Source organism: Stenotrophomonas sp. STEN035 (genome assembly GCF_056759935.1).
This window is the reverse complement of sequence record NZ_JBRRDY010000085.1, coordinates 1-444: the sequence shown is the minus strand read 5'-3', so window position 1 is coordinate 444 and position 444 is coordinate 1. Positions and strand designations below refer to the sequence as shown.

Sequence of the window (444 nt, the reverse complement as noted above, 5' to 3'; positions counted from 1 at the left end):
CAAGCGCCGCTTTGGGCACAGATCGGGCACAGATCGGGGGTTCATGCGTGGGTTTTCGACATCGCGGGGCCGCGCAGCGGCTCAGTGCGTAGCCATTTCTCACCGAATCCCGGCACAGGGCCGAGCGCAGCCCTGCGGGGTCGTGGCCGCATCGGATCGGACTCTGGCTTGGCTGCCGGCTGTGTGGCCGGCACCTCGTCACGCGGCCGGCGGCGGCGCGCGCGCTGCGGGCCGGTAGTGCGCTTGCTCCAGCGCGCCGTGCTTCTCGAAGTGGGCGAGGATGGCGCGGATGGCGGTGGGTTCCTCGATGCTGGCGACGATCCGTACCGCGCCGCCGCAGTGGGCGCAGGTGGTGATGTCGATGGAAAAGACCCGCTTGAGCCGTTGCGCCCAGCTCATCGCACGGCGCTTCTGCTCGGGGCTGCGCGGCTCGTCGTGGGCGCT

Annotated in this window: 1 pseudogene; it reads right to left on the bottom strand. The window is 70.7% G+C overall.

What is annotated here, in order from left to right:
* Window positions 1-198 precede the first annotated feature (198 nt).
* A pseudogene (locus tag ACVOLL_RS20585) lies at window positions 199-444 on the bottom strand (IS91 family transposase); the annotation flags it as partial.